Here is a 26,017-nt window from a genome sequence, read left to right as displayed (position 1 = left end):
ATGAATATTCTATTATTAGGATCGGGAGGTCGCGAATGCGCCTTAGCTTGGAAGATAAAGCAAAGTCCAAAAACCGACAAACTCTATATCGCACCGGGAAATGCCGGAACCGCAGCCATAGGTACGAACGTGGCGATACCGGCGACCGACTTCGATGCCATCGGAAAATTTGCAGTGGAAAAACATATCGATATGGTCGTTGTGGGCCCCGAAGACCCATTGGTAAAAGGAATATACGACTACTTCGTATCTTGCGAGGAGTTGAAAAACATATCTGTTATAGGCCCGTCGAAGGAAGGCGCCCGCTTGGAAGGCAGCAAGGAGTTTGCCAAAGGATTCATGATGCGTCACAATATACCCACGGCCCGATATGAAAGTTTCACGCAGGAAAATCTGGAAGCGGGATATACCTTTCTCGAAACGTTGAAAGCCCCTTACGTGCTTAAAGCCGACGGATTGGCGGCAGGCAAGGGCGTACTTATCATAAACGACCTGCAAGAGGCGAAAGACGAATTGAAACAAATGTTGAACGGCATGTTCGGGAATGCCAGTAAAACCGTGGTTATCGAGGAATTTCTATCGGGCATCGAATGTTCTGTCTTTGTTCTCACCGACGGCAAAGATTACCGCATACTCCCCGTTGCCAAAGATTACAAACGAATAGGAGAAGGCGATACCGGACTCAATACCGGCGGCATGGGAGCCGTTTCACCCGTACCGTTCGCCGATGCCACGTTCATGAAAAAAGTGGAAGAGCGCATCGTAAAACCCACCATCGAAGGTTTGAAAAAAGAAAATATCACGTACAAGGGTTTCATATTCTTGGGATTGATCAACGTACAAGGAGAACCGATGGTGATCGAATACAACGTTCGTATGGGAGACCCCGAAACCGAAGTCGTCATGTTGCGCATTCAATCCGACTTGGTCGACCTGCTCGAAGGTGTGGCACAAGGAACGCTCCGGGAAAAAGAGTTGACAGAAGACCCACGGGCTGCCGTAACCGTTATGCTGGTATCGGGTGGCTATCCCGGTTCCTATGAAAAAGGCAAGGATATCACAGGACTGGATTTAGTGACGGACAGCATTCCGTTCCATGCCGGAACGACATTCAAAAACGGGAAAATCGTAACCTCCGGCGGACGCGTCATCGCCCTCAGCTCATACGGTGCGACCAAAGAAGAGGCTTTGGCAAACTCTTTCAAAAGTGCCAAAGCCGTCTCTTTCGAAGGTAAATATTTCCGTTCCGACATAGGCGCCGACTTGTAAAACAATGAATCTGAAATCATTCATAAACAATAAATATACACTGGTTGGATCGATTGTTTTCTATCTGACCGGTGTATATCTCACAAGCCGGTTCGCAACATATCTCCCTTGCGAAGGGAGTCCCGGAATCTTGTTTCCGAGTGCCGAAAGATGGCTTTCCTCCCCCCTATCGAACCATTCGGTCAACAGCATTCTCATTCTATCCGGGGGTATTCTGCTGTTGCGTATCAACAACCTTTTCTCTCTTATTCAGAAACACACATTGCTTCCATTCCTATTTTTTCTGTTGTTGGAAGTCTGTTCCCCGTCCCTTTCGCTCTTATGCAACGGAAACATAATGGCTGTGGTTCTAACGACGATTTTGTTTTCTTTTTTCTCGGCTTACCAGCAAGAAAGGGCACAACCGGCATTTCTAATGATGGGAATCATCTCCCTATGTACCCTGTTCTGTCCCGAATTTGCTTATTACATACCCCTGTTTATCATCGGATTCGCGCAAATAAGGTATTTCACGCTGAAATCCCTGTTAGGAGCATTTATCGGATTCGCCACCCCGTTCTGGGTATTGATCGGAATAGGAATCATGCCTTTCTCCGGATTGTCTGCATTGATTCCCGATTTTACGTTTCATATACCCGAAACACTCCCCTTTAACGACCCACAATTCTGGACAATCGTTTTAACCGTGCTTTTAGGACTTTTCTCCGGTACAGCGACACTATATACCACATTCAACGAAAAACGCCAAACAAGAGCTTATAACGGCTTTATAAACCTATTGTCGGTCTACTCCGCCATACTTCTGATTATAGATTATAGAAACTATACCCTCTATCTGCCTGTCCTAAATATGGCAGTTTCCATGCAAGCCGCATTTTTCTTCACGAACAATACGAAAAAATACGGAGTAGTGTTGTTCTATCTCATATTAACCCTTTACACAGGATTGTTCGTATGGAATTTATTGCCGGTTTGAGCGAGTGGGGATACTTCGGTCTTTTCATAGCGGCGTTTCTGGCCGGAAGCATAATTCCGTTCAGTTCCGAAGCCGTGCTGGGACTTCTTTTAATAGCCGGATACGATTCTTGGGGCTGTGTATTCTCTGCCACTTTGGGAAACTGGTTGGGTGGCGTCACTTGTTATTATATAGGCTACTTGGGAAAAACAGAGTGGATACACACCTATCTGAAAATACCGGAAGAAAAACTCTCGAAAATGCAACGCTTTCTGAAAGGGAAAGGCTCTCTTTTCGGATTCTTCGTCTTTATTCCGGTTATCGGCGACATCATGATCGTGGCTCTCGGACTACTCAGAGCCAATCCTCTCGGCACGTTACTCTCCATGATGGTAGGAAAATTCTCCCGATACTACTTGGTGGTAATCGGTATCAACTATCTGAAAGAGTGGTTTCCCAATCTTTTTTAATCCTTAACCCAGTATTTATCGTCTTTCAATAATCTATCGACAGCCTTACGAATAGATTGAAAAGCAAATTTCTCGGGTTCGATTTCTTCCCTCCGCAACCAGAAACATTCGGCAACATCGTCATGCGCTTTCAAATCGCTCATATCTTCATCGCTTCGGCAGAGAAAAAACAAATCCATCGTATGTACGTCGAAACCCGAATAACGATAGACATTCGGGAAAGAACACAAATACTTCATCTGTTTCGGTTTCCAACCTATCTCTTCCGACAATTCCCGAACAACAGCCTCCTCTACCGTTTCTCCACATTCTGTAAACCCACCCGGTAAATCCAGCATGCCTTTGGACGGATCGAACGCCCTGCGACAAACTAAAATTCTCGATTGCCTATCCATAACGAATGCCGCTACCGATGCTTTTGGATTAAGATAATACACAAAGCCACAATCCTCGCAACGTTTGGAAGAAGCATCGTTCTCTTGGAAACGATGAGAACCGCAACGAGGGCAATATTCGAATAAGCGAAGAGGATGCATATACTTTAATTAATTGACAACTAAAATTTTAGTAACTACTCCCGATTGTTTCGACGAACCACTGGAAGACGCGAAAACAAGATACACGCCGGTTTTCACCCGATTACCGCTACGATCCCTGCCGTCCCACGATATTTGTCCGCCATTGGAATAACCTTGAAAAAACAAGTTACCCGCCGTATCGGTAATCTTCACCAAACTATTCTCCATCAATCCTGTCACCGATATCCAACCTTCATAATCGGGTCTCACCGGATTGGGAAAAGCGTAGACATTACTATAATCGTCGGACGATTGTACAGCATCGGACCGATAAGCAGCCAAGCCGCTGGTCGTTCCTATATAAGCCACACCCGTTACCGGATCGACGATTACTTCGGTTACATGATTCGAAGGCAGTTTACTGTTCTCTGCCGTAAAGTGGTTCAAAATCTCCGACCCGTCGGCACTTACCAAATACAATCCCGATTCTCGGGTTCCTATCCACTTACGATTGGCGCCATCTACGAATATGTCGGTAATATTGATATTCTGTAATAAATAATCGGCATTATCCGTCCCGTCGTTACGGGCTATTTTTATTCGAGTACAACGGAAACTGTCGCTAAAAACATGGTCCGGATTCGTAATCACGATAGGCCCGGACGAAGTTCCTATCCATATCTGACCGTTGTTATCCTCTTCTATGCAGGTGTAATAATTCGGAGTAAACGTTTTATTATCCTGATCCATAAACGAAACTATATTTTTCGTTCTGTCATCGGCTATCGTATTATACGTACCCTTATCGTCAAAAGCGAATATAGAACCGGGCCAATCCCCATAAACGACCCATTTTGCCGTAGAATGATTCGGTATAAGCAGTTTGGCATATTTATTATTCTTTATTTCCGAATAACCGAATTGATACCAATCGCTCGCTTTCAATTCATCTGTATCGATAGATTGCTTGGCCTTAGGCAACATACTTACGCCCACATCGCCCGCATGTGCTATCCAAAGATTACCATCTCTATCAAAAACAATATTAGGCACAGCCATAGCCCAACCCTTAGAAAGCGGCGAATTCAACGACGTATAATGTCCTACACATTCTATCCCCGAAATCTTATATATGCCTTCGAACCAAGTTCCTATATAAAAAGTGTTGGAATCATCGGGATCGAATGCGATGTTATAACTCGAATATATTCTATTTCCTGTTTTACCATTTTCCAACGGCACTTCTCCCACATCGATTACAGACCAGTTTCCCTGATCCAATACGCTTATTTTTGTTTGCACGTACTGATCTTCGGTTCCTCTACGGGGACCCGAATTACTTACATAAAGTTTATGATCGTTAATAACGAGATTCCACGGGTCTGCCACATTCGATACATTGGGCAAAAACGGTTCCTTCAACATAACGAATTGATTATTCCCCATACTGAAATGACACAAACCGCTTTCTCCCAAAGCCCATATAGACATATCTTTTTCGTATGAAGAAGTCAACACATTCACCAAATAATCCGATTGATTTTGAAAATTGAAAATACCATCGAACTGTATGGCTCCATTCACTATATCCGGTTTACAGAAAGCGACATAAGCATATCCTCTCAAAACAAACCCGTCATAATATTTATCTACATTCATCACTCCCATATTCAAGGTTCCCAATAGAGACAACCCGTTATTTATATCGAGGAAATGAAGATTGCCGCCCTTAGAATAAAACAAATATTTATCGTTGAAAGGCATAAGCGCATAAATAGTCGTTCCCGGTACATCGTCCAATAAAACCCACTTGGCGATATCGTACTTGATGGCATCGCTATTTATATAATAAAGACCGTCGTCGGCAACAAAAAACCAATACTTGTCGCAAGCCCCTATCAGACTGATTTTTTTTCCGTAATTATAAGATTCGCTCACTTCATTTTTCTTATCGTTCAAAACAACGATACCAAAGTCGGTAGCCAAATAAATTCTATCACCGTAAAACTTTACATCGTTGATACCTTTTGCCGTAGTCAATATGGCATTCTTAATATCCGGTATATTAAACACGTTTCCATTGTCGTGCAAAATATCTACGTTGGAGTTGGCATACACGATAACCAGATACTTTTTATCGTAATTATAATAAATATTAGCTATATCTATATCGTTCAATATATTGTTCTTACTGTAAGATTCCATCTCTTCCGTCTCCTTATCGAAACCAAAAAGACTCCTACCCGACACATAGTAAACCCTCTGAGGCGTATCTATGACCTTTACAGGAGTTCCCGTCGAAGTATAAATCTGCCAATCGCCCACGGCCAATTGAGCATAGGTCGCAACCGTAAACGACAATATAACGAAACCTATTAAACCCGATATTCTTTTCAACATATCAAACGATTATAGTGTATTAAAAAAATCCGATAACTTTTTTACCGCTCGTGCCCTATGGCTTATCTTGTTTTTTTCCTCTTCTCCCATCTCGGCAAATGTTTCTTCATATCCTTCCGGCACAAAAACCGAATCGTAACCGAATCCCGACGAACCTCGGCGTTCACGGATAATCTTCCCGGATATTTTTCCGTAAAAAACATGCTCCTCGCTACCTATTACCAAAGCTATACATGTAACGAAACTCGCTTTTCTGTTTTCCGCATCTCGAAGATTAGCCAATAATTTATCTATATTCTTCTCAGAATCGGAAGGTTCACCCGCATAACGGGCCGAATATACACCCGGTTCCCCGTTCAACGCCTCCACTTGCAGTCCCGTGTCGTCGGCAAAGCAATCGTATCCGTATTTATCCTTAACATACCGGGCTTTCAACAAAGCATTACCTTCGAAAGTATCGGCCGTTTCGGGTATATCGTCATGACAACCGATATCATTCAAACCGAGTATCTCTATCTTGTCACCGATAATCGCCGATATCTCTTCCAATTTATGTCTATTATTCGTGGCAAAAACCAGTTTCATAATATGAAATAATTATTTTTGTAAAAAATCCGAACAAACAAAATGAAATCTTATTCAAAACTTCAAAATTACCTTTCTCTATTCATGTTTATAACGATAAATATCTTGTTTTATTTTAAATACTTATCGAAGATATCTATCGCATGCGGAGCTATTACGAGCGTATTATATATACTTTTCATCATTTTCTTGTTCAAATACAAACCGACTTTCGGTCGCAAACTTGTCAACGTCGGTATAATCACTTTTATAATAGCTACTTCATCACTTCTTTTCTTTATTCCCAAAGAAATATTCACGGCCGACAGATGGATTATTATCGATCTTTTTTGGGACTCCGTTTCAAACGGCCTGTACCCTTATGCCGAAAAAACTTCTATCGGCAACTACCCGGGGGCAATGCCGTTCTATTTTCTTCTCTGCTATCCATTTTATTGCATACGAGAAATAGGATTCATAACCGTTATTTCCATTGCTCTGCTGGCATTCCATTTCAAACGTAAATCTGTTCAAAGTTATAGTTTATCTTTTATACTTTCGATTTCTTCTTTATGTATCTACTGGGAAATTTTTTCAAGAAGCACCATACTCATCAACGCCGTACTGTTCACCCTCTTTCTCTTTTATCTCGAACGATTCCGCACATTTTCCACCCGACAACTGATATGGAGCGCTGTCATAGGAGGATTGCTGTTCTCTATTCGCAACGTGTTCGTGCTGCCGCTCATCGTATGGGGATTGTATCAACTCTTTCAAGAAAAAACACCTCCGAAGAAAATATTCCTGTGGGGCTTTGTTTTCCTATTGTCCTTCGCGATTACTTTCGTTCCTTTCATCTGGCTATATCCCGATGAGTTTTGGGAGGTCAATCCGTTCTCCACACAATCATCTTTGGTATCTTTTCACTTCATAGTACTCTTCGTACTGATAGCGATCGCAGGAAGTTTCTTTTGCAGAAACTACAACGACGTTAGATTTTTCAGCGTTCTGCTGTTATTCGGTATCGTGACAATCCATTTTATAGAAGCGGTTTGCCAATACAGTTTTACACAAGCTCTATTCCAATCGAAAGCAGATATATCTTATTACATTTTCTGCATACCCTATTTGCTGCAAATACTCGCCGATACAGATTATAAAAGACTTATGAATCCGCAAACATGAATACGGGAAAAAGGATATTGTGGATAGACTATGCCAAATCGATATGTATCTATTTGGTTCTGTTGGGACATGCTCATGCTTCCCAACCTGTCACCGACTTTATCTATACTTTTCACATGCCTCTTTTCTTCTTTCTGTCCGGTTGTCTTTTTTCATTCGAGAAACACCCTAACTTTAAAGAGTTTGCCATAAAACGATTCAAAGGGCTCATGGTTCCCTATCTTTGGATAAACCTCATCACCTATCTGTTCTGGTTATTTGCAGGTCGTAATTTCGGCGAAGATGCGACAATATCCACTACTTGGTATTCCCCCATAATAGGCATTCTTTTAGGATATAGTAAACAGATGATACACAATACACCTATGTGGTTTTTCATTTGTCTCTATTTCTTGGAAATATTTTACTACCTCCTATTCAAACCGTTACAAAAGAAAAGCAAATCGATAAAGATTTCGGTATTGATCGTTATCGCCGTCATAGGATACACAAATTATGCCTACAATCCCTACACATTACCCTTTTGTTTGGGAACTGCCATAGTAGGAATGGTTTTCTACGGAATAGGCAATTTAATCGTACACAACATACAAATAACAAAAATAAAATTACTCCATATAATACTCGTTTTCCTGACAATGGGAATTGTTATTTTCATAGCTCATGAAAACGGATACATAATAATGGACACAAATAATTATAATAACTATATACTGTTTTTCATAGGAAGTTTCGCCGGTATATGTATGATAAATCTGTCGAGCAATTTTCTATCCTTAAAACCTGTTTTTCAAAATATCATAATCTATATATCCAAAAACACACTCATTATCAACAGTTTTCATTTGCTTACGTTCTCTTTCTTAAAAGGAATCATGGTATTTGTCTTTCACATACCGGTAGAACCCTTATACGGCAAAATAGTTCCTAATATAGTTTTCGCTTTGGTGAGTCTTTTTTCGTGCCTACCTATCGCCTATATCATCAACAAACATTTCCCCTTTATAATAGGAAAAAAAAGAAGTCCCGAAGGGTAGATTTATGCTTTTATTTTGTCGAAACCTTCTCCATAAACTCCCACAACATTGGATTGGGAAATAAAAGCTTTCGGGTCTATGGACTTTATCAAGCGAAATATTTTAACCGACTCATTCCTTTTGGCCAATATCATCAATACTTTTTTGGGTTGCTTGGAATACCAGCCCATGCCGTCGATAACTGTCACGCCGCGGCGTATATCGTTATTGACATGAGTAGCTATCTCTTCGTATTTATCCGACAGAACCAAAATTTGTACCGACTGACGTTTGCCATTGATAAGCATGTCCATCGTGTAACTCATCACCCCCATCACTACATATCCGAAAATCATTTTCTCCACACTATGGAACAGAACGTAAGAGCAGGCGATAATTAAAAAATCGATGTACATCATCATTTTGGCAAACGAAATATTCTTGTATTTGTTTACGATAGCCGCTATAATATCGGTTCCTCCCGTACTTCCGTTAGACACGAATACCAATCCAATACCCGAACCGCACAGAATACCGCCTATTATAGCCGACATAAAAGGTTGTTCGTCTACCAAAGCATCTTTTATGAACAAAGGAAGAATAGACAAGAATGAAGAACATACGATTACGCTGAAAATAGTTCGTATGCAGAATTGAAGACCCAACACCTTGATGGCAGCCAATAACAATAATACATTGATAACAAAATAGGATACCGATATAGGTATACCCGTACCGTAGTATATCAAGGCCGATATACCCGTTACACCTCCTGTCGTTATTTCGTTCGGTATCAGAAAACCTACCCAACCCAAAGCATACAACAGTAACCCGAATATGATAATCAAATAGTCTTTTATCGAATACCAGACACTATTAAAAGGCAAACGCATAATATGTAAAATATAAAATCCATGTTCGCTATGAATTTACGAACATGGATAAAGTTTATTAAATAACTATATTGACTATTTTATTAGGTACTACGATTATCTTCTTAGGTGTTTTTCCTTCGAGCCACCGCACCGAAGATTCATGATTAAGTACCATTTTCTCTATTTCTTCACGGGGAGTATCTGCCGGAATTTCCAAATTGTAACGTGCTTTTCCATTAAAAGAAATAGCATAAGTCACTACATCTTCTTTCAGATATTCCTCTTTCCATTCGGGCCACCGGGCATTGCATACAGTAGAATCGTAACCCAATTCATGCCACAACTCTTCACTGATATGAGGAGCGAAAGGAGCCAACAATATAATTACCTTTTCAAGTATCTGTTTGTTGTGCGATTTAAGAGAAGTCAACTCATTCACGCATATCATAAAAGCGCTTATAGAAGTATTATACGAGAAATTCTCTACGTCCCACGATATTTTCTTTATCAGTTTATGCAAAGACTTCAATTCCTCTTTCGTAGGCTCTTGATCTGTTACAATCCAATTATCACCTTGATAAAACAGATTCCACAACTTTTTCAGAAAACGATGTACGCCGTCTATTCCGTTCGTATCCCACGGTTTGCTTTGTTCGATGGGACCGAGGAACATTTCGTACAACCGTAAAGTATCGGCTCCGTATTTTTCTACGATATCGTCGGGATTTACCACATTGAACATCGATTTGGACATTTTCTCTACCGCCCAACCGCATACATATCTGCCGTCGTCTTCCAAAATAAACTCGGCCGAACCAAACTCAGGGCGCCAGTTTTTAAATGCTTCTATATCGAGTACATCGTTACTTACGATATTCACATCGACATGAATGGGAGTAGTATCGTAATCTTTCTTTTTATTCAAAGATACGAAAGTATTCGTATCTTTAATACGATATACAAAGTTGGAACGCCCCTGTATCATACCTTGATTTATCAGTTTCTTGAAAGGTTCGTCTTCACAAACCACTCCTTTATCGAAAAGGAACTTATTCCAGAAACGACTATAAATAAGATGACCGGTAGCATGTTCGGTTCCCCCTATATAGAGGTCTACATTACGCCAATACTCATCGCTTTTCTTCGATACCAGAGCTTTGTCGTTGTGCGGGTCCATATATCGCAAATAATAAGCCGAAGAACCTGCAAATCCCGGCATGGTGCACAATTCCAACGGATAATGCTCTTCTGTCTCCCAGTTCTTAGCACGACCTAATGGAGGTTCACCTGTTTCGGTCGGCAGGAATTTATCCACTTCGGGAAGTTCCAGAGGCAGTTTACTTTCGTCGAGCATATAAGGCATACCCTCTTTATAGTAAACAGGAAAGGGTTCACCCCAATAACGTTGACGACTGAATATAGCATCGCGCAAACGATAGTTTACTTTTACCCTGCCTATACCCTTTTCCTTAATAAACTTTTTCGTGGCGGCAATGGCTTCCTTCACCTCCATACCGTTCAAATCCAATCCGTTACCACAAGAATTTATCATTTTACCTTCTTTGGCATCGAAACTTTCCTCCGAAACATCGCACCCTTCTATCAGCGGTATGATGGGCAAGTCGAAATGTTTGGCGAAAGCGTAGTCCCGACTATCGTGCGCAGGTACGGCCATGATAGCTCCCGTCCCGTATCCGGCCAAGACATAATCGCTTATATAGATAGGTATATGTTTATTGTTCAACGGATTGACAGCGTATGCACCAGTAAACACACCAGTAACGCTCTTGTCCATGAGTCGCTCACGCTCGGTACGATGTTTTATACTGTCCAAATATTTGTTTACAGCTTCTTGTTGATCGGGGGTGACTACTTGTTTTACATAATCGCTTTCGGGAGCCAATACCATAAAAGTAACCCCGAAAACCGTATCGGCACGCGTCGTAAATATAGTAAACTCCACATCGGAATCCACCACCTTAAACTGCATTTCGGCTCCCTCGGAACGACCTATCCAATTCTTTTGGGTCTCTTTAAGAGAATCTGTCCAATCTATTTTATCCAGACCTTCCAACAAACGTTGAGCGTATGCCGATACCCGAAGACACCACTGACGCATTACTTTCTGTTCCACCGGATATCCTCCTCGTATGGAAACGCCCTCGCTCACCTCGTCGTTGGCAAGCACGGTTCCCAATTGCGGACACCAGTTTACCATCGTATCGCCCAAATAGGCAATGCGGTAATTCATCAATATTTCCTGTTGTTCTTTCTCCGATTTACCATTCCATTCTTCGGACGTGAAAGAAAGTTCTTCGCTGCAAGCTGCATTCACACCTTCCGTACCTGTCGTTTCAAAAGTCTTTACAAGCTCTTCTATGGGACGAGCTTGTTGTTTGTCGTTGCAATAATAACTATTGAACATTTGTATGAACGCCCACTGAGTCCATTTATAATATTCGGGATCGCAAGTACGTATTTCGCGGCTCCAATCATAACAAAAGCCTATCTTGTCCAATTGCTCGCGATAACGATTTATGTTCTTTTCGGTCGTTATGGCCGGGTGTTGTCCCGTCTGTATGGCATACTGCTCGGCAGGAAGACCGTATGCATCATACCCCATAGGGTGAAGAACGTTAAACCCCTTCAATCTTTTATATCTGGAATAAATATCGGAAGCTATATATCCCAACGGGTGACCTACATGCAGACCTGCTCCCGAAGGATAGGGAAACATATCCAGTACGTAATATTTGGGTTTACTCTCATCTTCTTTTACTTGATAAATATGATGATCTTTCCAATACTTTTGCCACTTCTTTTCTATCTCTTTGAAATTATATTCCATGATAAACAATTATGAATGAAATTATTATTCTCTTTTTTAAATTCCCAATGAAGCCGATATGTCGAGCATACGCTGTATAGGTTCGATAGCTTTTTCGGCTATCTCTTTATCCACTATCACCTCGGGCAACTCGTATTTAAGCGTGTTATACAATTTTTTCATCGTATTCAATCGCATGAAATTACACTCGTTACAAGCACATGTACTATCGTTGGGAGGCGCAGGTATAAACTCTTTGTCGGGATTGTTTTTCTTCATTTCATGCAATATACCCGACTCGGTAGCTACTATGAAACGCTTGCAGTCCGATTGTGTCGCAAAGCGCAAAAGAGCAGCCGTGGAACCTACCTTGTCGGCTACTAACAATATATCTCTTTTACATTCCGGGTGAGCCAGTATCAACGCATCGGGATACTGTTTTTTCAAATCTACTATTTTTTCCAATGAAAATTGGGAATGCACGTGGCAAGCTCCGTCCCATAATAACATATCACGTCCTGTGATACTGTTTATATAATTACCCAAATTTTTATCGGGTCCGAATATGATCTTCTCGTCGGCAGGGAAACTCTCTACGATTTGACGGGCATTCGACGAAGTGACTACCACATCGGTATAAGCCTTTACCGCCGCAGATGTATTTACATAAGATATGACTTTATAGCCGGGGTGAGCTTTTACGAATTCGGCAAAAGCATCGGCCGGACAACTGTCTGCCAAAGAACACCCGGCATTCATGTCGGGTATCAGTACTTTCTTGTCGGGACAAATAATTTTGGCGGTCTCGCCCATAAAATGAACACCACAAAGCACCAATATGGAAGCATCTGTTTTCGCAGCCCATTGAGCCAATGCCAAAGAATCTCCCACATAATCGGCTATATCCTGTAAATCTCCCGATTGGTAGTAATGAGCGAGAACGACAGCATTTTTCTCCCGCTTCATTCTCTCTATCTCGGACACTAAGTCTATCCCTTCGGGAACAGGCATATCCACATAACCTTTGGAGATATCTACATCGAACATATAATATATTCTTTTTATTTTTTAATTTTAAAATCTTTATTGTTGATGATAATAGACTGTTGATAGTAATGATAACTTCTTGTTAAAATACTTGTTATTTAAAGTTTCAACTGACTATGAAAATATGTTCTTACTTTATCAACGTTTTTATCTTTTCTATATGAGCTCTTTATCTTCTTTATCAACTATCTGTTTACAATATGCAAAGTTAATAACTTTATTCTATTTGCATGATTGATAAATAGATATTTTAGGTGGATATATGAACTAAAAACTCGATGAGTTATTATTTGCTTTATTGACATGCAGTGCTGTATAGATATATGATTTTTAAAAGCAATATTTTTATTACTTTTTTGTGCAAGTATTTTATAACGGTTTATACACATTTAATAACAACTTATGCACATAGCGTTGCGTCCGTGGGGTAGATAGGAGATTGTTGTATATAAGACGGGTGTAATTTTATATTTACCGAAAATGTGAGAATCGTCTGTACTTCGACATGGCTCTATATGATTGTTTTTGCGCTCGGCTTATATTATCTTTGTACAAAATGGAAATTAGACTCTTATAAAGATGATCGTTTATGAAGAAAAAGAGTGTATTGGATTTGAAAAGAATTTCACAAGAAGAGTTCAAACGAGTTGAAAAAATATCGCTGACTGTTATTTTGGATAATGTGAGGAGTCTCAATAATATAGGTTCTGTATTTCGCACGGCCGATGCTTTCAGAGTGGAGTGTATTTATTTGTGCGGAATAACGGCTACACCGCCTCATACCGATATTCATAAGACAGCTTTGGGAGCCGAGGACAGTGTCGATTGGGTTTATTTTCAAGACACTTGCGAGGCTGTTGATAACTTGTTGGCAGCCGGATATGAGGTATATGCCGTAGAACAAGTAGAAGGCAGTATAAGTCTGACAGACATAAAATTGGATAAGAATAAAAAATATGCCGTCGTGTTGGGTAATGAAGTGAAAGGTGTACAACAGTCGGTGGTCGATAAATGTACGGGAAGTATAGAAATACCTCAATTCGGTACTAAACATTCATTGAATGTGTCGGTAACGGCAGGACTGGTAATTTGGGATTTCTTTAAACAGTTAGGAATATAGCTTTGTAAAAAAATAACTTATTAAAATTAAGTGCTTTATAAATAAAAAATATGTTTTAGAATCGATATACTATAAAGAACCTTGTTCCACTAATATACAGATTCTTTCTATTATTTTATCTTCGCCTTCCGGATCCCAATCGGTTTTAAGGGAAGCTCCGAATATTTTTCCGAAAAATTGCCAAAAGTTGGCTCTGAAACTGCCCAAGAATGCTTTGATTAGTTCGTATGAAGATTGGTTACATTCCCGGTTAATAAGTTTGATGAGCATTTTACCTTGCGATAGGGTAAACTTTTTCAATACCGGTTTATATTGTTGAAAAACTTCTTTTTCCATTTTCTTCATGTGTTCTTCTCGAGCTTTGTCGTCGGGAAGAGTTTCCATATATTCATAGGTTTCAATAAGTATGGAGTAGATGAGTTTGGCATAGGGTAGGGTCTTTTTCACATCGCGTACGGTCTTCCAGTAAAATTTTTCCTGTTTTTTGTCTTTGAATTTTTCGGGAGGAAATACATGAAACGTACGTAATTCTATTACCAATACGGTATCGTTGTCTATGACAGCATGATAAAAATGTTTATATGCCGGGTGTGATTCCTGTACAATTTGGGATTTTGTACGGGGAATAAACAGGAAAAGAAAAAGAAACAATATGAATATGGTTCTCTTCATAGGGTACAAATGTAAATCTTTCGATATTCATAAGCGCTACGTTTTTGCAATAATTATATTATTCACATGTGTTTATATCTATTGTGGATAAATTGTCTATATACTGTTTATTTATAAGTGTATAATATTATAAATAATTGGTTAATAGTATATTATAATTTGTTCATAACTATAAGACCTTATCAGTTGAAATCTCGTTGATAACTTGTTTATAGTCTATAAATAGCTAACTGTTCGTTCTTATATCGTTTTTGAGTTGATAATCTGTTTATATGAATGTGAATAGAATAGTTATTATATTGGAAATAAATTAATTATAGTTATAAACACAATGTTTATAATAGATAACGATATAAAGAATTGAGTAAGATTTCCATTGAATATGGAGCAATAATTTATAAACTTTGTTTTTATAGAATAAGGAATATAATCGACATAGGTAGATTCAGAAATGAGATTTACGTTTGCCTCTGCTCCCGGCTTTCATTATATTTGTAACTGTAAAAAGGTAAAACTATGCAGACAGTATTGTTTCACGAAATCATATTCGGTCCCATACACAGTCGTCGGTTGGGAATATCGCTGGGTGTCAACCTGCTCCCGGTGGACGGTAAGTTGTGTTCATTCGATTGTGTGTATTGCGAATGCGGTTATAATGCGCAAGGGGTGGGGAAGAGCGGATTGCCTTCGTCCGATAGGGTAGAGGAGGAGTTAAAATCTCGTTTACAATCCATGCACGAGGCAGGGGAAAAGCTCGATGTGATAACTTTTGCCGGGAACGGAGAACCTACTCTACACCCTGAATTCGAGAAAATCATAGATACCACGCTTTATCTTCGGGATCACTATTATCCCGAAGCCAAGATAAGCGTACTATCCAACGCTACCCGCATTTACGACGAATCGGTGTTCAGGGCATTGAATAGGGTAGATAATAATATACTTAAACTCGATTCGCTTCGTCCCGAAACAGTCGTGTTGATAGATAATCCGAACGATCCGCATTTCGATGTGAATAAGGTAGTGGATAATTTAAAACGTTTTTTGGGTAATGTCATTATCCAAACAATGTTCTTGCGAGGGTGGCACGACGGCAAGCGTATTGACAACACGGTCGAGGAGGAGCTGAAACCGTGGTTGGAGGCTTTACAGCGCATTTCGCCTCGTTCGGTAATGGTTTATACCATCGATCGGAAAACGCCGGAAGAATCGCTCGAAAAAGTGTCTCGTGAGGAGTTGGAACAGATAGCCGACAGAGCGAGAGCCTTAGGTTTCGAAGTTTCCGTGTCGGCTTGATGGAAATAGGGTTGTGTCATGTAATATGAAAAATCCCGTTGTAAAGATTCTACAACGGGATTTTTTCTAAAATGAAGATCGGCTTATTCCACAACTATTTTTTTACTTTGTGTGGATTGTGCGTTACGAACTTTCACTATATAAATTCCTCGGGTTACATCGATGGTTTTTTCTTGATAAATATTACCTTCCCAAACTAATGCACCGCTCGTCGAATAGACTTGGACATGGGCATTTTCGGCATTTACTCTTATAATTCCCGGAGTGCTCCATATCTTCATTCCCGAATTTTCTATCTCGGTTATGCTTGAACCTTCGTCGAAAGCAGCCGTTACGACCGAGGCCATTTTGACTACAAATTCTCCGTTGGTGACGCTTACGCCATTTACCCAAACATTTTTCAGATAGAAACCTTCATCGGGATTACCTTTTACGGTAACTGTCGTATTTTTTATTACTTTACTACCCGAATTAACGATTTCGTTGTCGCTGTTCCGCAATTCCAAAATTCCGTTTTCGGTAGGCTCGATAGTTATGTAAGCTTCGTTACAACCGCTGCCATCTCCATCGACAGAAACTTTCCAACCTTTTTTGGTAGCCATAGAGGTTTCGCTACCTTCCGCTTCGTTGGGGTTGTTGATTCCTGCGATAAACATATTTACATTGGTGGGTGTCGTTGAACATTTGGGTAGATTGTAATACAAGTCGTTCAAAGCGCAGGCGGACATTCCGTTGCCGGAACATTCGAGATAGTTGAGTTTCGTGTTATTACTCAGGTCGAGAGAAGTCAATTGATTCCCGTCGCAGAACAGGCGTTCGAGCAATGTATTTTTCGATAGATCGAGAGTGGTAAGTTTATTGTTCGAACAGATGAGTTTTATCAACTTCGTATTATGGGTGACATCGAGGTCCGTAAGACCGGTGTAGGAACATTGAAGTTCTTCCAGATCGGTTAACATACTGGCATCGATAGATTTTAGTTGCTCGTTGTTCTGCACGTCTAGTAATAGTAGTTTTGTATTCGAGGAAACAGTCAGCGATGTCAGTTCGTTATTTTTAACAACAGCCTCTTCCAATTCGGTATTGTTAGACAAATCGAGGGAACCGAGTTCGCAGTTATAGCAAGAGAGTGAGAACAATGCTTTGTTGTTGGACAAATCGAGAGTTCCGATACTGTTGTAGGAACAGTTGAGTTTGCCCAATGCAGTGTTCTTCGATAGATCGAGAGCGGTGATACCGGTCCAATAACAATCGAGTGTAGCGAGAATGGCGTTATGAGATACATCGAGAGATTTCAAATCATTTTCCGAACAATCGAAATAGTCGATCAGTCCGTTGATACGAACGGTCGTACCTTTTGAATTACCGTCGATACGGGTAATAGATTCGTTGTCGATAGTCATAGTCTGCCATTCTCCGTTACCCCAATCTATTTCTACTTCTGTTTCGGGGTCTATGCCACTTATGCCGAATGAAAGCGAAGCGTTGCTTTCTACTCCCATTTCTATGTAATTGTTAGAGGCGGTAGGAACGAATACAGCCGATACGGTGACATTTTCGGTAGTTGCGAATATGGAACCGTTTATGCGTTCTCCATTTATTTGGTAGTAACGCACCTGATAATTTTCAATGGGAGTCGCAGTTATGTATACCGGTACGCCGGCTTCCAAAGTATTGTTTTCTATCGGATGCAATTCGTGGGAAACAAGATCTGGTTGAGATAATGAAATGGTTCCGAATTCCGAAGTTTCGATCGTTGCCGTTACATCTTTACATACGGCACTGCCGTCGCCTGTTACGTCTACTGTCCATTTTGATTCGGTAGCAATACTTGTAGAAGAAGTTTCGGCATTGCTTCCTTCTAGGAATAAATTCACATACGGACTTGCACTTTCGAGACCGGAAAGAGTCTGGTACATAAAATTGAGGCTGCAAGGGGTCATTCTTGGGTTATTGCGAATATCGATCGTATTCAACCCCTGATTATAATAGAAATCAAGGAATGAGAATAAGTTGTTTTGCCCCCAGAATTTTTGAAGGTGGAGGTTTTTGCTAAGATCTATCTCTTCCAACTGGTTATCACCGCATTTCAACGATTTCAGACGTGGCATGTTGGAGACTGTGATTTTTTTCAATAGGTTGCCATCGCAAGACAGGTTAGTGATATTGATGTTTGCCGTTAAATCCAGATTGCTTATTTGGTTGTTGGAACATACCAAGTCCATCAATTCGGTATTGGCAAATACATTCAATTCGGTCAGGGCGTTATCGTCGCAGTAGAGTTTTTCCAAAGCAGTATTTTTCGATACGTCCAAGTTCGATATATGGTTTTTGCGAATATCGAGTTTTCGCAAGTTGGTTAAACTCGATACATTTATGTCTATCAGAGCGTTTCCTTCCAAGTTGATGTAACGTAAATTGGGACAACCCGAAAAATCGATACTGCTTATGTCGTTGTTATAGGCGGTTATATTTTCCAATTCACTTCCTTCGCCGGGTAAGATAATGGTTGTAATACCTCCTTTGTCATCTGGATCCGATGTATTTTTTTTGTCATGTCGGCAGTCGAGTGTTTTTAATTTTTTATGAGCCGATAGATTGAGGAATAGCAGCTTGGGATTGTTGTAACAGTTTAGAGTTTCCAAATTCAAAGCCCCGGAAATATCGAGGTTGGTACGCTCTATTTCGTTTTTATAGCAATCCAGTAAAGTCAAATCAGGTTCATCGATAATAGTGACCGAAGTTACATGGGCATCGGAACAATCGAATGTCTGCATGGGAGAGAATATTCGGATTGTATCGCCCACTTGGGTTCCGTTCACTTTTTTGTTCCACATTCCATCTACGGTATATTCTTTTTTAGTTCCGTCTCCCCAGTCGACGATTACTTTACCGTCGGATGCTACCGGCTTGGGGTAAAAAGTAAAATCACTGCCGAGTTCCAGCGATGTAGTAAGTCTTATTTCGCTTTGTACTTTCGAGAACCCGAGTACGATACATAGAGAAATTAGAAAACTTGTAATTTTTTTCATACGATTTATTTTATTTTTATGTTTTGTGTTGTATATTTTTTTCAGATTGAAGATTAATATTACAAAAATGAAAAAAATATATGTACATAGCAGCATAGAAAGCGTTGCTATTTAAAAATAAATATACTTTGATTATCAATGAGTTATTTATTGAAACGTTGCAATTTAACGTTTTGAAAGATTTTCTTCTCCTAAAATGACGACACCCAATCCCTGAGAGAGAAAGTTTTGAGGAATTTTTTTTCGGATGCGTGTCCGTTGGGAACGTATGGTTTCGCTGCTGATACCCCGACAAGCCGCACACTCTTTTGTCGAAAAACCGAGTTGCAACAATGCACATAGAAAAGCGTCGTTGTCGGTTAGCGGTACTATGCTCGAAACGTGTTGCAAATAGGTATCGAACTCTTTCAATATAGTCGTCTGGAACGATTTCTGCTCGTTATAACTCAGCGATTCTTTATCGGAGTTTATCTTTTTGTATAAATCGGTATAGATATTGCTTTCTTTGAAATGTTTGCTACATGTTTCTCCTGCTTTTCTGATAATATCTATAATTTGTAATTCCCGGTTTTCGTTTTCTTGGGCGCGGGCCTCTTGTCTTTCCCATTTGTGGGCGAAGATTCGTTCGTTGCATCGTTTCAGATGTTTCCGATAAAAGAAGAATACCGTGATAGATAACAGCAGAACGACGATTATGCTAACGGTTATCGATACAATGAGCCGTATATGACTTTGCTCTTTCAGGTCGGAAGTTATCCGTATTTGTTCTTGTCGGTCTATCTGGTGAGAAACAGCCATGTTTTCAATCGAATCGGACAGGCGATAGGCCTCCTGTAAATAACGATATTTCATGGAGTCTGTTATACCCGACTTTTCGGGTAGATCGGCCAGCTTGAAATAGGCCGAGGCTTTTACCGATTTATCTTCGCTGCGGCTGGCTTGTTCGAGATAAAACAAAGCCGAATCGTATTGCATTTGCATGGCGAATAACTGTCCCCGTACGGCATAGTTGCGCAATCGTTTTACTTCGTCGTTGGTCAGAGACAACGCTTTCGCATTACATTCCAATGCCGCTTTTATATCGTTTTTCAATTTATAGGCGCTTGTCAGATTATTATAGACCGAGGAACGTTCTTCCCGATTTTTTATTTCCGGGAAAAATCCGAGCGGTTTTTCGAAATAGTAAAAGGCGCTGTCACGGTCTTTATAGAGAAAATGGTATTTCCCTATGCCCCGATAGGCGTGGGAAAGATTGCTTTTGTCTGCCAATTCTCTTGAAACGTATAGAGCTTGTTGGTAGGCTCTTCGAGCGGTTTCGTAAATGTTGTGTTCCAGAAGAAGGTTCCCGAGTTGATTGTATATTTTACTCTTTAACTCGTTGTCGTTCGATTTGTCGAGTCGTTTTAATGCTTTATGGTAGAAAATGACGGCTGAGTCGGGCATATAACGCTTTTCCAACTCCACACCATTTTGATAGAGGATTTCAGCTTTTTCGGTGTCACGATGGTTACATGAGCCGAGTAATATCGATAGTAATAATATGGTGTATATAAAACCCCGTTTCATGACCGGTAGAAAATAGAATAGCTTCCAAAGATACGAAAAGGTGAGGGCAGAGACAAATGGAAAACCTGTTTTCGGCTTGGCTGCGCCGAACCTCATATGATCTTTGTAGTGACAAAGATAGAAATAATTCGCTATTTGGGAAATACAATCTTTCAGTCATCTCGATGGCGACATGCCGCAGTTTCCGGGTAGGGGTATAAAAAAACTATCCCGGATTTCCGGGATAGTTTTCAAGATATGAACTTAGGATTTTTAGTCTTTCAGTTTAGCGCAAATGAACTCGCGGTTTAAACGGGCGATGTTCGTCAACGAAATGTTTTTGGGACATTCGGCGGCACAAGCACCGGTGTTGGTACAGTTACCGAATCCCAATTCGTCCATCTTGGCAACCATAGCACGAGCGCGTTCGGCAGCCTCTACGCGGCCTTGCGGCAGCAGGGCGAATTGGCTTACCTTAGCCGAAACGAACAACATGGCCGAACCGTTTTTACAAGCTGCTACGCAAGCTCCGCAACCGATACAAGTAGCCGAGTCCATAGCCTCGTCGGCATCGATTTTAGAGATAGGAATTGCGTTGGCATCTTGTGCACCGCCCGTGTTTACCGAGATATATCCTCCGGCTTGCTGTATTTTGTCGAATGCACGACGGTCTACCATCAAGTCGCGAATAACGGGGAATCCGGCCGAACGCCACGGTTCTACGGTGATTACGTCTCCGTCGTTGAATTTACGCATGTGCAATTGGCAAGTGGTAACGCTGGTGTCGGGCCCGTGGGGGTGTCCGTTGATATAGAGCGAACACATACCGCAAATACCTTCGCGGCAATCGTGATCGAATACTACAGGCTCTTTGCCTTCGTTAATCAGTTGCTCGTTGAGCAAGTCGAGCATTTCGAGGAAAGAGCTGTCGGTAGATACACCATTAAGTTTATATTCCTCAAATCTACCTTTTTCTTTGGGACCTTTCTGGCGCCAAACTTTGAGTGTTATATTTATTGTTTTTTCCATAACTTTATCGTGTTATACCGGAATTAAAACGGCGATTAAACAAATTATTTCTTGTAGTTACGTTGTTGAACTTTGATAGCTTCGTATTTCAGTTCTTCTTTCAATAATTCGGGCTTTTTGTCTTCGCCTTGATATTTCCAGCAGCTTACATACATAAAGTGTTCATCGTCACGTTTTGCTTCTCCTTCTTCTGTTTGATATTCTTCACGGAAGTGTCCGCCGCAAGATTCTTCGCGGTTGAGAGCATCGAGGGCCATCAATTTGCCTATTTCGAGGAAGTCTTCCACACGCAAAGCCTTTTCGAGCTCTACGTTCAGTGTATTGGCTTCGCCGGGAATGCGCACGTTGGTGTAGAATTCTTTCTTCACCTCTTCGATTTTTTCGAGGGCAGTTTCCAATCCGGCTTTGTTACGTCCCATGCCCACATAGTCTACCATGATACGTCCTAACTCTTTGTGTATGGAGTCTACTGAACGTTTCCCCTTGATATTCATCAAACGGGCGATACGAGCTTTTACCGCTTTTTCGGCTTCTACAAATTCGGGCAGATCGGTCGAGAAACGGGGAACTTGGATTTGGTCGGACAAATAGTTTTGAATCGTATAGGGAAGTACGAAATAACCGTCGGCAAGACCTTGCATCAAAGCCGAAGCACCCAAACGGTTGGCTCCGTGGTCCGAGAAGTTGGCTTCGCCGATAGCGAACAGACCGGGAATGGAAGTCATCAATTCGTAGTCTACCCAGATACCACCCATCGTGTAGTGCGATGCGGGATAAATCATCATAGGAGTCTCATACGGATTATCATCGACGATTTTTTCATACATCTGGAAGAGGTTTCCGTAACGGCTGGCTACGGCTTCTTTTCCTTTTATTTGGATAGCGGCTTGTTCTCCGCCCAAACTTTCGATCACGTGGTGGTCGAGACCTTGTATAGCTTGTTTACCTAAGCGTTCGATACTTTCTTTGAAATCGAGGTAAACGGCATAACCCGTAGCTCCTACGCCATAACCGGCATCACAACGTTCTTTGGCTGCGCGAGAAGCTACGTCGCGAGGAACAAGGTTACCGAAGGCCGGATAACGACGTTCCAAGTAGTAGTCGCGATCTTCTTCTTTGATGTCGGTCGGTTTCAATTTGCCGGCACGGATAGCTTCGGCATCTTCTTTTTTCTTCGGAACCCAGATACGACCGTCGTTACGCAACGACTCCGACATCAAAGTCAGTTTCGATTGGAACTCGCCGTGTGCAGGAATACAAGTGGGGTGAATCTGAGCATAAGCCGGGTTGGCGAAATAAGCGCCTTTATGATAACATTGAACGGCTACCGAGCCATTCGATGCCATAGCGTTGGTCGAAAGGAAATAAACGTTTCCGTATCCGCCGGTAGCGATAACGACAGCGTGTGCCGCGAATCTTTCAATCTCTCCGGTAACCAGATTACGGGCGATGATACCGCGCGCACGACCGTCGATAATCACGAGGTCGAGCATCTCGTAACGTGTAAATTGTTTTACCGTACCTTTTTTCACCTGACGGTTGAGCGATGCATATGCACCTAACAACAGCTGTTGTCCGGTCTGGCCTTTGGCATAGAATGTACGAGATACCTGAGCGCCACCGAAAGAACGGTTAGCCAATTGACCCCCATATTCGCGGGCAAAGGGAACGCCTTGTGCCACGCATTGGTCTATGATGTTGTTCGATACTTCGGCCAGACGGTAAACGTTGGCTTCGCGGGCACGATAGTCGCCACCCTTGATGGTGTCGTAGAATAAACGATATACCGAGTCTCCGTCGTTTTGATAGTTTTTGGCGGCGTTGATACCTCCCTGAGCGGCAATAGAGTGGGCGCGACGAGGTGAATCTTGAATGCAGAAGTTCAATACATTAAAACCCAACTCGCCGAGAGTGGCAGCAGCAGAGCCACCGGCAAGCCCCGTACCTACGACGATAATGTCAAGACGGCGTTTGTTGGCCGGGTTCACCAATTTTTGGTGAGCTTTATAATTGGTCCACTTTTCGGCCAATGGGCCTTCGGGTATTTTAGAATCTATGGTAGACATAACAATTGTTTTTCTGTGAATAAATAGTTTGGTTTATTAAAGGGTGCAAGTTCCGCAACCGGTCAGGCTCATCACATAGAAAGAGATGGCAACGGCGGCAAAGCCCAAGCAGATGATTGTTGCGAAAATGTTGGAGATACATTTCCAACGGTTGAACCATACGTGGTTGTTGATACCGATGGTTTGCATGGCACTCCAAAATCCATGAGTGAGATGGAACCACAAAGCAACGAACCAAATGAGATAAATAACTACATAGATCGGGCAACCGAATGTTTCGCGGATCAAGGCGATTCCGTCGTGAGGATTTACTTCGGGCAAATGACCGACGATTTCGTTGAGCTGCATTTTGTACCAAAAGTTGAAGAGGTGCAAAACCAATCCCAACAAAACGATGATACCCAAAACGAGCATGTTTTGAGATGCCCATTCTACGGTTTGCGGGCGAGTGTTCACCAAATAACGGTCGTTACCGCGCGCCTTCCGGTTTTGCAAGGTCAACCAAAATGCGTAGACAATGTGAAGAACGGCTCCGGCAGCGAGAATGACAGTTCCTGCCAAAGCATACCAGTTGGCTCCCAAAAATTGGCAAACGGCATTGTAGCCGGCAGGGCTGATTAACGCCACTAAGTTCATACACATGTGAAACGTTAGAAATAGGACGAGAAAGAGTCCGGTAATACTCATGACTACTTTTCGTCCTATGGACGAGTTACTTAACCACATAGGATTTGAATTTAAGTTATTATTTGTTGTAAATGAAATTTATGCAAATTTACACCATGCAAAATTAAATGAAGTATGCGGAATAAACAAGCTAATAAGGAAATATTTCTTTAATGTATAGTCTGTTGCCGGGGAAGTTCCCGAATGCTTAAAGAAAGTAAATCGTGTGTTTTTTCTTAAAATATATCTATCTTTGCAATAAGCGCGAAAATAGGCTACACTCGTCTTGATCGGACAAACTCGCCGTTATTTTCGTTTTGCGTCGTTTTTTTACAATTATCAATAAAAATAAATATGAAGAACAGTAATTTTTTCTTATTGGCCGTTACGGCTGCAACGGTTGTGTCTTGTGGTACGCATCCGTCTTCTTACACGATTAACGGAACGGTTTCCGATACAACGTTGAACGGAAATAAAGTTTATTTGACCGATATGGCATCCCGCAATGTATTGGATAGCGCGGTGATTGCCAATGGTAAGTTTACGTTTACCGGTAAAGCGGATACCGCATTGATTTGCCAGATACAATCACGTCCGTATCGTATGGAGTTGGTTCTTGAAAACGGCGATATCGCTGTTGAAATGGGAGAGACCGATAAACGTTCGGGTACTCCTCTGAACGATAGTTTCGCTTTGTTTATGTCCGATATGGATTCTTTGCAGAATACGATTATCGCCAAACAACAGGAAATTATGCAGAAAGGATTGTCCGAAGAAGAGCTTCGCGAGGCTTGGCAAGACTTTCAAACGAATACTATTATGCCCGAATTTAACCGAGTGATGTCCGAGAATTTCGATAGGAATAAGGACAATGCCGTAGGTGCATGGGCTATTGCCAACTGGAATTTGGAACCGGCTCAATTCGATTCCGTGCTCAATCTCGCCGGCGAAACTTTGAAGGCCAATCCGCTTATAAAAATGATGATTCAGCAACAGGAGATATTGAAAAAGACGGCCGAAGGTGCTATGTTTACCGATTTCACGATCGAGCAACCGGACGGCAGCAAGGTTTCGCTTTCTGATTATGTAGGAAAAGGAAAATATGTTTTGGTAGACTTCTGGGCATCTTGGTGTGGTCCTTGTCGAGCCGAAATTCCTAATATCAAGGAGTTGTACGATAAATATCATAGTAAAGGACTCGATGTCTTGGGCGTAGCCGTTTGGGATAAAGTAGAAGATACTCAAAAAGCTATAAAGGAACTGGGAATCGTTTGGCCTCAGATTATTAATGCACAGCAGATTCCTACCGAATTATACGGTATTCAAGGAATCCCTCACATCATTTTGTTTGCTCCCGACGGTACGATTGTCGCTCGCGATTTGCGCGAAGAGGCAATGAAGGAAAAGGTGGCAGAAGTTATGAAGAAATAATAGATTTCCTATCGTAAGGGTTAAAGGAGTGGCG

At 41.4% G+C, this 26,017-nt stretch carries 20 protein-coding genes; 8 read left to right on the top strand and 12 right to left on the bottom strand.

What is annotated here, in order from left to right:
- The 3 genes from purD to NBH06_RS09550 are packed head-to-tail and all read left to right on the top strand — an operon-like array spanning position 1 to position 2,694.
- Positions 1 to 1,269, top strand: coding sequence for a phosphoribosylamine--glycine ligase (purD, locus tag NBH06_RS09560; RefSeq protein WP_250794066.1), 1,269 nt, complete (start codon positions 1 to 3; stop codon positions 1,267 to 1,269).
- Between the two features lie 4 nt (positions 1,270 to 1,273).
- Positions 1,274 to 2,245 carry a hypothetical protein gene (locus tag NBH06_RS09555; RefSeq protein ID WP_250794064.1) on the top strand — a complete coding sequence of 324 codons (972 nt, stop codon included), beginning with the start codon at positions 1,274 to 1,276 and terminating at the stop codon, positions 2,243 to 2,245.
- Complete coding sequence (locus NBH06_RS09550; protein ID WP_008863004.1) at positions 2,224 to 2,694, top strand: YqaA family protein; 471 nt, start codon at positions 2,224 to 2,226, stop codon at positions 2,692 to 2,694. Before NBH06_RS09555 ends, NBH06_RS09550 begins: the two co-directional genes overlap by 22 nt.
- Here the strand turns inward: NBH06_RS09550 and NBH06_RS09545 are convergent.
- From NBH06_RS09545 to NBH06_RS09535, 3 genes are read right to left on the bottom strand one after another with little or no spacing between them, the layout of a single operon-like run.
- Positions 2,691 to 3,230 (bottom strand): NUDIX hydrolase, encoded by a 540-nt coding sequence (locus tag NBH06_RS09545; protein ID WP_021891741.1) that lies wholly within the window; start codon positions 3,228 to 3,230, stop codon positions 2,691 to 2,693. The genes NBH06_RS09550 and NBH06_RS09545 overlap by 4 nt on opposite strands.
- Positions 3,231 to 3,239: 9 nt before the next feature.
- Positions 3,240 to 5,612: a type IX secretion system anionic LPS delivery protein PorZ gene (gene porZ, locus NBH06_RS09540; protein WP_250794062.1), complete on the bottom strand. Its 2,373-nt coding sequence runs from the start codon at positions 5,610 to 5,612 to the stop codon at positions 3,240 to 3,242.
- 9 nt (positions 5,613 to 5,621) lie between these two features.
- Positions 5,622 to 6,197 (bottom strand): non-canonical purine NTP diphosphatase, encoded by a 576-nt coding sequence (locus NBH06_RS09535; protein ID WP_250794060.1) that lies wholly within the window; start codon positions 6,195 to 6,197, stop codon positions 5,622 to 5,624.
- A 42-nt stretch (positions 6,198 to 6,239) separates the two neighbouring features.
- On the opposite strand from NBH06_RS09535, the gene NBH06_RS09530 reads away from it, so the two are divergent.
- Positions 6,240 to 7,361, top strand: a complete 1,122-nt coding sequence (locus NBH06_RS09530) for a hypothetical protein (protein ID WP_250794058.1) — start codon at positions 6,240 to 6,242, stop codon at positions 7,359 to 7,361.
- On the top strand, positions 7,358 to 8,398 hold the full coding sequence (locus NBH06_RS09525) for an acyltransferase family protein (RefSeq protein ID WP_250794056.1): 1,041 nt from the start codon (positions 7,358 to 7,360) through the stop codon (positions 8,396 to 8,398). The genes NBH06_RS09530 and NBH06_RS09525 overlap by 4 nt, the downstream gene beginning before the upstream one ends.
- 2 nt (positions 8,399 to 8,400) lie before the next feature.
- On the opposite strand, the gene NBH06_RS09520 is transcribed toward NBH06_RS09525, so the two are convergent.
- Genes NBH06_RS09520 through nadA form a run of 3 tightly spaced genes read right to left on the bottom strand, consistent with a single transcriptional unit; the run spans position 8,401 to position 13,126 of the window.
- A complete protein-coding gene (locus NBH06_RS09520; RefSeq protein ID WP_021891736.1) occupies positions 8,401 to 9,270 on the bottom strand; it encodes a YitT family protein in 870 nt (289 codons plus the stop codon).
- Between the two features lie 58 nt (positions 9,271 to 9,328).
- Positions 9,329 to 12,100, bottom strand: coding sequence for a leucine--tRNA ligase (leuS, locus tag NBH06_RS09515; protein ID WP_250794055.1), 2,772 nt, complete (start codon positions 12,098 to 12,100; stop codon positions 9,329 to 9,331).
- A gap of 36 nt (positions 12,101 to 12,136) precedes the next feature.
- Entirely contained in the window at positions 12,137 to 13,126 is a 990-nt protein-coding gene (gene nadA / locus NBH06_RS09510; RefSeq protein ID WP_155012856.1) for a quinolinate synthase NadA, read from the bottom strand.
- Between the two features lie 589 nt (positions 13,127 to 13,715).
- On the opposite strand from nadA, the gene NBH06_RS09505 reads away from it, so the two are divergent.
- Entirely contained in the window at positions 13,716 to 14,246 is a 531-nt protein-coding gene (locus NBH06_RS09505) for an RNA methyltransferase (RefSeq protein WP_155012857.1), read from the top strand.
- Between the two features lie 69 nt (positions 14,247 to 14,315).
- On the opposite strand, the gene NBH06_RS09500 is transcribed toward NBH06_RS09505, so the two are convergent.
- Positions 14,316 to 14,918, bottom strand: a complete 603-nt coding sequence (locus NBH06_RS09500) for a DUF4294 domain-containing protein (protein WP_008863014.1) — start codon at positions 14,916 to 14,918, stop codon at positions 14,316 to 14,318.
- Positions 14,919 to 15,434: 516 nt separating this feature from the next.
- On the opposite strand from NBH06_RS09500, the gene NBH06_RS09495 reads away from it, so the two are divergent.
- Positions 15,435 to 16,214: a radical SAM protein gene (locus NBH06_RS09495; protein WP_250794053.1), complete on the top strand. Its 780-nt coding sequence runs from the start codon at positions 15,435 to 15,437 to the stop codon at positions 16,212 to 16,214.
- A gap of 83 nt (positions 16,215 to 16,297) precedes the next feature.
- Here the strand turns inward: NBH06_RS09495 and NBH06_RS09490 are convergent, their stop codons facing one another.
- From NBH06_RS09490 to NBH06_RS09470, 5 genes are all read right to left on the bottom strand, one after another.
- Positions 16,298 to 19,246 carry a T9SS type A sorting domain-containing protein gene (locus tag NBH06_RS09490; protein ID WP_250794050.1) on the bottom strand — a complete coding sequence of 983 codons (2,949 nt, stop codon included), beginning with the start codon at positions 19,244 to 19,246 and terminating at the stop codon, positions 16,298 to 16,300.
- Between the two features lie 165 nt (positions 19,247 to 19,411).
- Positions 19,412 to 20,812: a tetratricopeptide repeat protein gene (locus NBH06_RS09485; RefSeq protein ID WP_250794048.1), complete on the bottom strand. Its 1,401-nt coding sequence runs from the start codon at positions 20,810 to 20,812 to the stop codon at positions 19,412 to 19,414.
- A gap of 252 nt (positions 20,813 to 21,064) precedes the next feature.
- Complete coding sequence (locus tag NBH06_RS09480) at positions 21,065 to 21,820, bottom strand: succinate dehydrogenase/fumarate reductase iron-sulfur subunit (RefSeq protein WP_008863018.1); 756 nt, start codon at positions 21,818 to 21,820, stop codon at positions 21,065 to 21,067.
- A 44-nt stretch (positions 21,821 to 21,864) separates the two neighbouring features.
- Entirely contained in the window at positions 21,865 to 23,886 is a 2,022-nt protein-coding gene (locus NBH06_RS09475; RefSeq protein ID WP_008863019.1) for a fumarate reductase/succinate dehydrogenase flavoprotein subunit, read from the bottom strand.
- A gap of 36 nt (positions 23,887 to 23,922) precedes the next feature.
- On the bottom strand, positions 23,923 to 24,612 hold the full coding sequence (locus NBH06_RS09470) for a succinate dehydrogenase/fumarate reductase cytochrome b subunit (RefSeq protein WP_008863020.1): 690 nt from the start codon (positions 24,610 to 24,612) through the stop codon (positions 23,923 to 23,925).
- A 294-nt stretch (positions 24,613 to 24,906) separates the two neighbouring features.
- Here NBH06_RS09470 and NBH06_RS09465 point away from each other — a divergent pair, with 294 nt between their 5' ends.
- Complete coding sequence (locus tag NBH06_RS09465) at positions 24,907 to 25,983, top strand: TlpA disulfide reductase family protein (protein WP_046413651.1); 1,077 nt, start codon at positions 24,907 to 24,909, stop codon at positions 25,981 to 25,983.
- Positions 25,984 to 26,017 lie beyond the last annotated feature (34 nt).

Origin of the sequence: Barnesiella sp. B2-R-119 (assembly GCF_023656675.1) — a bacterium.
Lineage (GTDB): Bacteria > Bacteroidota > Bacteroidia > Bacteroidales > Barnesiellaceae > Barnesiella > Barnesiella intestinihominis.
Note: the sequence above shows the minus strand (reverse complement) of the source record. Positions and strands in the feature narration are given on the sequence as shown.